Below are 8,527 nucleotides of genomic sequence, written 5' to 3'. Positions count from 1 at the left end.
CGGGCCTGGAGACTGGGGGGCCCCAGTCTTCGTTGGGGCGTGGCATGGTGATGGAGTTCGGCGTCAGCCCTGAGCGCCAGCCCCCAAATGCCCCGCCAGCAAACCGACCCTGCTCCCACCAGAGAGGCTGCTCCCACAAAAGAAGCTGCCCTCACCGTGTTGGTGCGCCAGGGCGAAGCCACCGCCGGCGACCTGGCCGACCACTTGGCAGTTTCGGTTCAGGTGATGCGCCGTCACCTGCGCAGCCTCGAAGACGACGGCCTGGTGGAGGCCAGTTCCGCCCAGGAAGGGCCAGGCAGACCAAGCAATCTCTGGCGTCTTACAGCCAAGGGCCAAGGCCAATTTGCCGATGGCAGTGACCACTTTGCCCTCGGACTGCTGCAGTCGATGGCAGGCAACCTGCCGGCGGAAATGCTCCATAACCTGCTCGAGCAACAGGCCCTGCAGCAGGCCGGTACCTACCGGGGAAGGATCGGCGAGGGGGCTCTCCCCCAACGGCTCGAGCGGCTGGTGGAGCTGCGTCGCCAGGAGGGATACCTGGCGGAGTGCAGCCCGGACGCCGAACACCCCGATGGCTGGCTGATCAGTGAATTTCACTGCTCGGTGATGCGCATAGCCGAGCAGTTTCCCTGCATTTGCGACCAGGAGCTGCAGCTGATCCGCCACACCTTTCCCGACTGCCAGGTTGACCGGGTGCAATGGCGCCTGGAGAAGGGTCACTCCTGCGGCTTCCGCCTGATCCCCAGCAATGGCGGCTGACGGGCCCCTGAGCCCGGCCGAGCTGGCCGAGCTCGAATCCACCCTGCTGCCCGCCCTGGAGCGCCACCACCTGCGGCTGCTGGCCCACGGACTGCGCACCTTGCAGGCCATTGCCGCAGCCGATGGGGCCCAGCCTGGCAGCGACGAGCTGCCGGATCGGTCGGCGATCCGCAGCTGGGCCGCAGACCAGCCCCCGATCGCCCAGGACAGGGCCTTCATCGAAGTTCTCAGCAGCCAACTGGAATCGGCCGGTCGCCAACTGGAGCAGCTCGCAGCCGAATTGGGGCGGCCGCCCCTCAGCCTCGAGCTCAGAGACCTGATCGCCTGGGCCCGCAACCAGGCAAACCAACGCATTGCGATCATTTCTGCAGTCAACTTGCCCCCGTGAGCGACAACCGGCCCCAATCGATCCCCGATGCCCTCAGCTTTTTCCAGCTGAGCTGCGGTCGCTGGCGCTCCCAGCGCAGCAGCCACCACCTCCTGCACCGGCGGGCAGAGGCAGGCAGCTCCTTCATCGAGGTGGTGGAGATCGCCGCCGCAGATCCGCGCCTGATCGCCATTGCGGTGATGCACGGCGAAGACCCCTCCCGGCTCGTGGGGGGCTGCCGGGTCACCTGGAACGCCTCAATGGCCTGGGACAGGGCTGGTGAGGCCCACGACGGGGAAAGCTTGTTCGGCCTGATCCCCACCGATGGCCGCGGCCGGACCGGACTGCTGCTGCGCGACCGGGGCTATGCGGAAACCGCCGCGGTGGCTGGCCATTTCGCCATGGACGAACGGGATGGCCTGTTGCTCACCACCGGTTACGAGACCATGAACAGCCTGGAGCACTTCAGCTTCGCGGGGCCCGATGTGCGCCTGCGCACGAGCACGGTGGAGGGCCTCTCCAACACCGCTTCCTTCTGCGTCGAAACCAGGGTGCTGGAGGCCCGGGTCCCGAGCTCCGCAGGGGCAGCCGAGGAGGCCGCAACGGGGCCGACGCTCTCACCGCTGGGATGGTGACGAACGTTACGGACTGTGAGTCCTGCAAGAGGCATGCGAATCCCACTGCAGCCGCCCCAATACGATCCTGGTTGACGGATGCTGATGTCGTGTGGCCCTGCCCCTCCTGAAGTACGCGCCCACCACCCAGAACTCGCGGGTCAACCCGCTGCGGGTGGGCTCGGATGAGGACCCCAAAGCCGCGTCCATGGACAGGGCTATGGATCCCAAAGACCTAAATCTGCTCATTGAGTCTTGTTATCGGCAGATTTTCTTTTACGCCTTCAAGGTCGACCGCAACTTGACATTGGAGAGCCAGCTGCGCGACGGCCAAATGAGTGTGCGGGATTTCATTCGCTCCCTTTGTCTCTCAGACACATTCACGCGCAGCTTCTACAACCTGAACAGCAACTACCGAGTGGTGCGCCACCTGGTGGAAAAGCTTCTGGGTCGCCCCACCCACGGCAGGTCTGAAGAGATCGCCTGGGCAGCCGTGCTTATGACCCGCGGGGTAAGGGGCATGGTTGACGACATTCTCAACGGCCAGGAATACCTGGACGCCTTTGGCTACGACACCGTTCCCTACCACCGCAACCGCGTGGTGGGCTCCAGGGATCTGGGCGAAACCCCCTTCAACATCACCACTCCGCGCTACGAGGCCTACTACCGCGGCATCCTGGGCTTCCCCCAGATCGTCTACAGCGGTGGCATGAAAACCATCCCCGCCCGCTCCCGTCAGCGCCGGGGGGGCTTCCCCGAGGACTACCTGCCCTGGGTACGCAACCTGCCAGCCATGCGCAGCCAGGGCGGTGGCTCCGGCAACGCGAGCATCGATTACCTCGCCAAAGTTCCCTACCGCAGCATCGGTCGCTGAATCGGCCGGCACCACTGGCTTCATCAAGCCTGTAAGGCGGTCCAAGGGCCGCCTTTTTCAATGCCTTGCCAGGGCCCAGGCGTCAGTGGATGCTGACCGCCGGGCGGCAAGGCCGACCGTGGGCAAGAAACTCATCCAGATTGATCCCGAAAGAATTCTGTTGTTATGACCCAAGCTCTCGCTGCTATGGCACGTATGACCCTGAGGCAGTTGCGTCAGGTGGCCAGCGGCCTCGGTGTGAGCCTTTACAGCCGTAAGTCCAAGGACGAGCTCCTGGCAGCCATCAACGACCGCCAAGACGAGGATCCGCCCAGCCTCGAAGCCATTGAGGCCGAGCTCCCCCCGGCGCCCCGCCCGAGCTCGGTGACGACCAATGTGGTTTTTCTGCCGCGCGATCCCCAGTGGGCATACGTTTTCTGGGAAATCTCCCCGGCCGATCGCAGCCAGGCCCAAGCCGGTGGCGCGTCCCAGCTCTGCCTGCGGGTTGCCGATGTGACCGGGCTGCCCATGGGATCTGCCCATCCCCACGCCCTGCAGGAAGTGGTGGTCGACAGCCATGCCACCGAGTGGTATCTGCCGGTGCCCCTGAGTGACCGTGACTACCGGGTGGAGCTTGGCTACCGCCTGGGCAATGGGGGCGGCTGGATCTCCTTGGCCTTCTCTTCGGTGGCCCGGGTGCCAGCCCTCCATCCCAGCGAGCAGATCCTCGACCAATTTGTGCCCTTTTCGCTAGAGACCTCTCCGAACGTCAGCATGCCGGCGATTGCGGCGCCGGGCCCCGACTCCGGCCTGCATGAAAGGCTCTACCAAACCGCCACCTCCCGCTGGCGTCGCCTGGGCCGCGGCTCTGAAGCCTTCCACGAACTGGAGGAGGCCGGCATCGACACGAGCGAGTTCCACGCCTCAGGGGCCGGCATCTGGGCCAGTGGCCGCAACGACTCGGGCCGGGGCGGCGTGGGATCTCGCCAACGCTCCTTCTGGCTGGTGGCCGACGCCGAGCTGATCGTCTACGGGGCCACCGACCCCTCAGCGCGGCTGTGCATCGGCGATCAGGAAGTTCCCCTAACTGCGGACGGCACCTTCCGGGTGCAGGTGCCCTTCCGTGACGGCCAACAGCTCTACCCGATCGAGGCGGTAGCCGCCGATGGCGAGCAGAAGCGCAACATCACCCTGGAATTCAACCGCACGACCCCTGAAGACAACAGCAATCCTGCAGACAAGGCCATAGGCGAATGGTTCTGAAGCGCATCGCCGTGGCCCTTACCCCCATGGCAGGGGCCCTGGCCTTCCCCCTGATCGTGCCTGTGGTGCTGATCCGGCTTGGCCTTCCAGCCGCCATGCTCAGCGCCGTGTTGATTGGCACCGTCTGGTTTGTGGTCATGCTGCGCAGCGCTGAGATGCCCGGGCACCACTAGGCGCCCCAGGCTGAGAAACAGGACTGAGCAACAAGACTGAGAAATAAGCCTGTGGGAACCCTGGCTGCAGTCGCTTCTGAGCGCGATCAAACCCTTCAGCCCATCTTTTGCACCGCTGGCCTGGGCCAGTTTGCTGGGGCTTGGCCTGGCCAGCTGCAGCGCCGAAGCCCAGCTGCTGGGAAAGCCCGCCAAGCGCGCGCCCCTGCCCAAGGGCATCGAGCTGGTGTTCAACCACTCCGACACCAGCCGCTACCGCAGCCCGATCACGGGCCAATGGCGCCAGGGCGACGACCTGGAGGCCTTTGTGCTTGCCAGCATCCAGCAGGCGAAGCGGGAGATTCTGGTGGCGGTGCAGGAGCTCTCGCTGCCGAAGGTGGCCGAAGCCCTGGTTGCCCGCCATCGCGAGGGACTGACGGTGAAGGTGGTGCTGGAAAACACCTACAGCACTCCATGGTCTGAAGAGAATCCGATCGGTCTGCCACCGCACAAGCGCAACCGGCATCACCAGCTCCAGGCGCTCGGCTGGGGCGATGCGGTGGCCATCCTGCAGCGGGCCGGTGTGCCCCTGATCGATGACACCGCCGATGGCAGCGCCGGCAGCGGCCTGATGCACCACTTCAACCAACCCACTGTGCTGGAATGGATCTGAAGCAGCTACTCCACCTTTACTCCACCACAAATTGCCTGTTTAGATGGCAACTAGATAATGGCTTGAGCTGGTGGACAGGAAGCTTCCTTGCCAAAAGTGCTCAGCCAAGCCAAGGCTATGGGCGTTTTTGCCAATGGCAAGGGGTCTAAAAAAATTCCGTCTCTACTAATAGCGTCTACCCACGTGCCAAACGCTACCAATAGCGCCTGGCGCCTCCAGCAAGCAAATTCCTTGGAAGCAGGTGGGACAAGATCCATTCCAAGCCCCACCACCTTCAAACCCCCGAGTCGGAGTAGGTCCCCAAAACCTCCTCACACTCCTGGATGGCCTCCAGCAGGCCGCTTAGCAACGCCCTCACCCTCACTGACTGCTCAGGAGTCCTTGAGGCATTGAGGGCAAGCACGGTGAGGCGGGTGGTCATCTGCTCCAGCGTCAGCAGGGCATCTTCAAGGATCTCCGTAGCAAGGGCAGTGGTGGTTAAAGCGGTCAACGGTTCTGGTCGTCTGCCTCTAAGTGTTCCCACACCGCTTTCATGCCGAATCGGCATAGATCACTGGGACTGCCAAAACCAAGCAACAGCAGGCAAAGTGGAGGCACGGCAATAGGTGTCAGTGACCTTCACCCCCCCAGAAGCAGACGAAGAAGATACGGGTGAAGACCCGGGCGGTCTAGATGACCTGCTGGCATCGCTGAGGTCAGACGAGGAACCAGCGCCAAAGCGAGGTCGAGGCAGAGCGAAGAATGAAGCACCCGCTAAGGACTTCAAAACGGTGCTTTGGGCAAGCGCCGACAAACTCCGTGCCCAGATGGATGCCGCTGAGTACAAGCATCTGGTTCTGGGTCTGATCTTCCTCAAGTACATCTCCGACACATTCGTGGAGCACCAGCAGAAGGTGCTTCAGACGGTGGGGGACCCGGCGTCTGACTACTACCTAGGAGACGCCCCAGAAGACCACCAAGCAGCACTGGAAGACCGTGACTACTACACCCAGGAAAACGTGTTCTGGGTGCCTTCTGATGCCCGTTGGGAGTCGCTACGGGCACGGGCGAAACAACCCGACATCGGGCAGTTGATTGACAGGGCGCTGGTTGCCATCGAGAACGAGAACCAGATCCTTCGGGGCAAGTTGGACAAGCGGTTTGGAGCTGCCCAACAGAAACCAACTAGCAGCGCCTTTCCAGGAAAAACTTAAAATCTCAACTTACGTTGGTTAATTCTTAATATCAGAGTGGAAGTGAATGCTGAAAATTTTCGAAGAGATAGTCCTTCATAGATCTTTTCCCATCCACAAACTCTAAGGTTTCGAGGACTCTTTTGGCAATACAACGAGCAAAATTGACTGGTACAGCATTGCCAATTTGAAGTTGAAAATCTCGCTTATTACCTCCCTTGAATTCCCAATCGTCAGGAAATGTCTGTAATCTAGCGTATTCTCTGGCAGTAAATGACCTTAACCTGCTAGCATATATTCTCCATAAAGTGACATCAGCATTGATATTACGGATATACTTTGAGTTCAATCTATCCTTAGCTTCCCTCCGACAAATAATGTTTCCCTGTGCCCAACCCCATACAGGAGCTGTATCCATAGCAGGAAATGGATAATCAAATGACCTCAGGGGAGTACCATCAGAAGCTGTTCTACTAAATCTTACTGGAAGGGTAGGATCAGATTCATTAAAAGATTCGCTCGTTTCAAGATGGACAACGCTTTTAAATCCCCAAGCTGGATTATGGTTGGGAAGAACAATATTTAGATCTCTTGATAAATCATATAAAAAATCATACGGAGTTGTTTCGTTAGAAGAAGGCTCAGGATATGTAAATATTCCGAAATCTTCCTCCCGATAAGCAACAAAAATAAACCTTCTTCGAGTTTGAGGTACGCCATAATATGAAACCCTAAAGAATTGATACTTTGTAGCATATCCAATTTCTTTCAACTCTTTGGTTATCTGATCGGCAAAAGGTAAATCAGTTTCCGGATGCTTCATCGTTCTCAGATTGAGAACATTCTCCATTACAATAACTCTAGGTCGTAGTTTGTTAGCAATACGAATAACCTGTCTATACAAATGGTTTCTGGGATCTGCTTTAAATCTATGGCCGCCCAAAGAAAAACCTTGACACGGAAATCCAGCCAGGACTACATCAGGAGAAATACTCTTTGAAGGATTATATGAGTGAACATCATCATGAATGACCTTCCATGAAGGCCGATTAAATCTCAAGGTATCTACAGCACAATCAAGGATTTCATTTGATTCCGTATGATTAAAACCCTCTAACTCAAATCCAAGATCTAACCCACCTGATCCGGAAAATAGACCCAAAAAAGAATAATCGGTAGAAGTTCGTGATACAGATATATTCATGATAAACTTCGAGGGATCGAAACAATTGAAGGAGAACGTTCTCTAGATTCTCGTCGTTTACAATCATCAAATACATTTGCCAGTATTAGCAATTGATCCTGACACACTTGGTCTTGTAAATTAACAGTTTCAAGGTCGTTCCTCAGTAGGTACTTAAAAGTATTTCCCCTGACATCGGTTCTATCAATACAAGCACGTACGTTATAATCGAGTCCAATATTTTCAAGATCAAACTTTTTAGCAATCATTAAGAACTTCAAGTGAAAATGAGAAATCTTAGAGTTAAGAGGGTTGGGGTAAGTATACATTTTTCGATGTCTAACGGATCCCTCTCCGTAAGGACCATGATTATATTCAGTAAAGTTAGAAACTTTTGACTCCTTATGAAGATCAAAATCAAAGTTTAGAAAATCTCCGTCTATCAATAAGAGAGTTACGATTGACGTATTGTCCTGATTCAACAAAGCAAAAAGATAAAAACATGGAATAATAATAGTATCATCGTTAACCTTGACAAGAGTTTGACCACAAGGAAGGCAGCTGTTATAGTCAAGGGTAAGGCCACGACCATCAGCACCATTGGATTTCTGAGATATTTTCTTTACTTCAATTCCAATAATAGAATTATCTTTTTTGCTACGGACAATCAGGTCTGGAGTTTGAAGTTTTCCAGAATGGAATACTTCAAAGTCGTCACCTAGTCCGACTTTTAGTTTATCTTCAACCCAATCATCAAATGGGTCATCTTGTGTAGTCCCAATAAGCGATCTATGTCTTAGATCAATTGGTATAGAATTCCCGACTCGACATCCAATAAAGTGCTTGTAGATCGTATCGACAGCAACCAAGTATTGAGACACTTTTAAAAAATATCAACTTTTATTGTACACTTACAAGCGACAAGTGTCAAGCGAATTCCCAAATTGGTAATTACCTTCGTTTTCCAACCAACATCCAACAAAGGTAGTGGAAGGGGTTAGTCGAATGCCAGTAATTCAGGCATTTGTATATGCCTTACATAGAGTAGGGACATCCAAAAAACCGCTGCTGAGATTGCTGTAGCCTCCTTCTTGAGGAGGGGGGCAGCATTGGCAGGTTGGAGTTGTGGGGGTGAGTTCAAAGCATGGGTGTCACATCACAGCGGTGACACCCATCACCTTGGCGTTGGGATTCCGATGGAAGACAACCTCTCGTGCTTCCTTGTAATCACTCGCCTCTACCTCCTCATAGAACACCTTCCCACAAACAAAGAGTTGAACACGGCATTTCATTGTGGGTTACAAGCAAGAGCAGCTATTGTAACCCTAAAGACAATAGGCATTTTAGCTTAAATCATTCCAGTTCCCGCTTTTATCATAGTATCCAGAAAATTTTGAACGCTTGCTAGGATTGTAATTACGAGAATATTGAATGGGATAGCGTTCACCACGATTATTAGTAAATTGGCCGCTGCCACTGACACCAACAGTCCCA

The 8,527-nt window shown here is 55.7% G+C and carries 11 protein-coding genes; 8 read left to right on the top strand and 3 right to left on the bottom strand.

All coding sequences use genetic code 11. The annotated features are described in order from the left end of the window. Positions 1-87 precede the first annotated feature (87 nt). The 7 genes from sufR (at position 88) to KBZ15_RS13105 (ending at position 4,678) form a co-directional block, all read left to right on the top strand. Complete coding sequence (gene sufR / locus KBZ15_RS13135) at positions 88-759, top strand: iron-sulfur cluster biosynthesis transcriptional regulator SufR (RefSeq protein ID WP_255015651.1); 672 nt, start codon at positions 88-90, stop codon at positions 757-759. Next, the gene (locus KBZ15_RS13130) at positions 749-1,147 is read left to right on the top strand and encodes a hypothetical protein (RefSeq protein WP_255015650.1); all 399 of its coding nucleotides are present in this window, start codon (positions 749-751) and stop codon (positions 1,145-1,147) included. The genes sufR and KBZ15_RS13130 overlap by 11 nt, the downstream gene beginning before the upstream one ends. Continuing rightward, complete coding sequence (locus tag KBZ15_RS13125) at positions 1,144-1,761, top strand: phycobiliprotein lyase (RefSeq protein WP_254931810.1); 618 nt, start codon at positions 1,144-1,146, stop codon at positions 1,759-1,761. Before KBZ15_RS13130 ends, KBZ15_RS13125 begins: the two co-directional genes overlap by 4 nt. A gap of 91 nt (positions 1,762-1,852) precedes the next feature. Continuing rightward, on the top strand, positions 1,853-2,614 hold the full coding sequence (locus KBZ15_RS13120; protein WP_255015649.1) for a phycobilisome rod-core linker polypeptide: 762 nt from the start codon (positions 1,853-1,855) through the stop codon (positions 2,612-2,614). Positions 2,615-2,779: 165 nt separating this feature from the next. Then, the gene (locus tag KBZ15_RS13115; RefSeq protein WP_255015648.1) at positions 2,780-3,856 is read left to right on the top strand and encodes a DUF4912 domain-containing protein; all 1,077 of its coding nucleotides are present in this window, start codon (positions 2,780-2,782) and stop codon (positions 3,854-3,856) included. Then, positions 3,847-4,029 carry a hypothetical protein gene (locus tag KBZ15_RS13110; protein WP_254931807.1) on the top strand — a complete coding sequence of 61 codons (183 nt, stop codon included), beginning with the start codon at positions 3,847-3,849 and terminating at the stop codon, positions 4,027-4,029. Before KBZ15_RS13115 ends, KBZ15_RS13110 begins: the two co-directional genes overlap by 10 nt. 130 nt (positions 4,030-4,159) lie before the next feature. Continuing rightward, positions 4,160-4,678: a hypothetical protein gene (locus KBZ15_RS13105; RefSeq protein WP_255015647.1), complete on the top strand. Its 519-nt coding sequence runs from the start codon at positions 4,160-4,162 to the stop codon at positions 4,676-4,678. Between the two features lie 274 nt (positions 4,679-4,952). Here the strand turns inward: KBZ15_RS13105 and KBZ15_RS13100 are convergent, their stop codons facing one another. Continuing rightward, on the bottom strand, positions 4,953-5,168 hold the full coding sequence (locus KBZ15_RS13100) for a hypothetical protein (protein ID WP_255015645.1): 216 nt from the start codon (positions 5,166-5,168) through the stop codon (positions 4,953-4,955). Positions 5,169-5,289: 121 nt separating this feature from the next. On the opposite strand from KBZ15_RS13100, the gene KBZ15_RS13095 reads away from it, so the two are divergent. Beyond that, positions 5,290-5,871: a type I restriction-modification system subunit M N-terminal domain-containing protein gene (locus KBZ15_RS13095; protein WP_255015644.1), complete on the top strand. Its 582-nt coding sequence runs from the start codon at positions 5,290-5,292 to the stop codon at positions 5,869-5,871. Between the two features lie 31 nt (positions 5,872-5,902). On the opposite strand, the gene KBZ15_RS13090 is transcribed toward KBZ15_RS13095, so the two are convergent. Next, on the bottom strand, positions 5,903-7,054 hold the full coding sequence (locus KBZ15_RS13090) for a DNA cytosine methyltransferase (RefSeq protein ID WP_255015643.1): 1,152 nt from the start codon (positions 7,052-7,054) through the stop codon (positions 5,903-5,905). Further along, positions 7,051-7,902, bottom strand: coding sequence for a hypothetical protein (locus KBZ15_RS13085; protein ID WP_255015642.1), 852 nt, complete (start codon positions 7,900-7,902; stop codon positions 7,051-7,053). The genes KBZ15_RS13090 and KBZ15_RS13085 overlap by 4 nt, the downstream gene beginning before the upstream one ends. Positions 7,903-8,527 lie beyond the last annotated feature (625 nt).

The sequence above is a fragment of the Cyanobium sp. BA20m-p-22 genome (genome assembly GCF_024346275.1).
GTDB lineage: Bacteria > Cyanobacteriota > Cyanobacteriia > PCC-6307 > Cyanobiaceae > Cyanobium_A.
The sequence above is the reverse complement of the archived record's forward strand: the minus strand, read 5'-3'. Positions and strand labels throughout refer to the sequence as shown.

Bases quoted from the DNA above. Each gene is read 5' to 3' on its own strand.
- sufR (WP_255015651.1), top strand. From the start codon at position 88: ATGCCCCGCCAGCAAACCGACCCTGCTCCCACCAGAGAGGCTGCTCCC.
- KBZ15_RS13130 (WP_255015650.1), top strand. From the start codon at position 749: ATGGCGGCTGACGGGCCCCTGAGCCCGGCCGAGCTGGCCGAGCTCGAA.
- KBZ15_RS13115 (WP_255015648.1), top strand. From the start codon at position 2,780: ATGACCCAAGCTCTCGCTGCTATGGCACGTATGACCCTGAGGCAGTTG.
- KBZ15_RS13110 (WP_254931807.1), top strand. From the start codon at position 3,847: ATGGTTCTGAAGCGCATCGCCGTGGCCCTTACCCCCATGGCAGGGGCC.
- KBZ15_RS13090 (WP_255015643.1), bottom strand. From the start codon at position 7,054: ATGAATATATCTGTATCACGAACTTCTACCGATTATTCTTTTTTGGGT.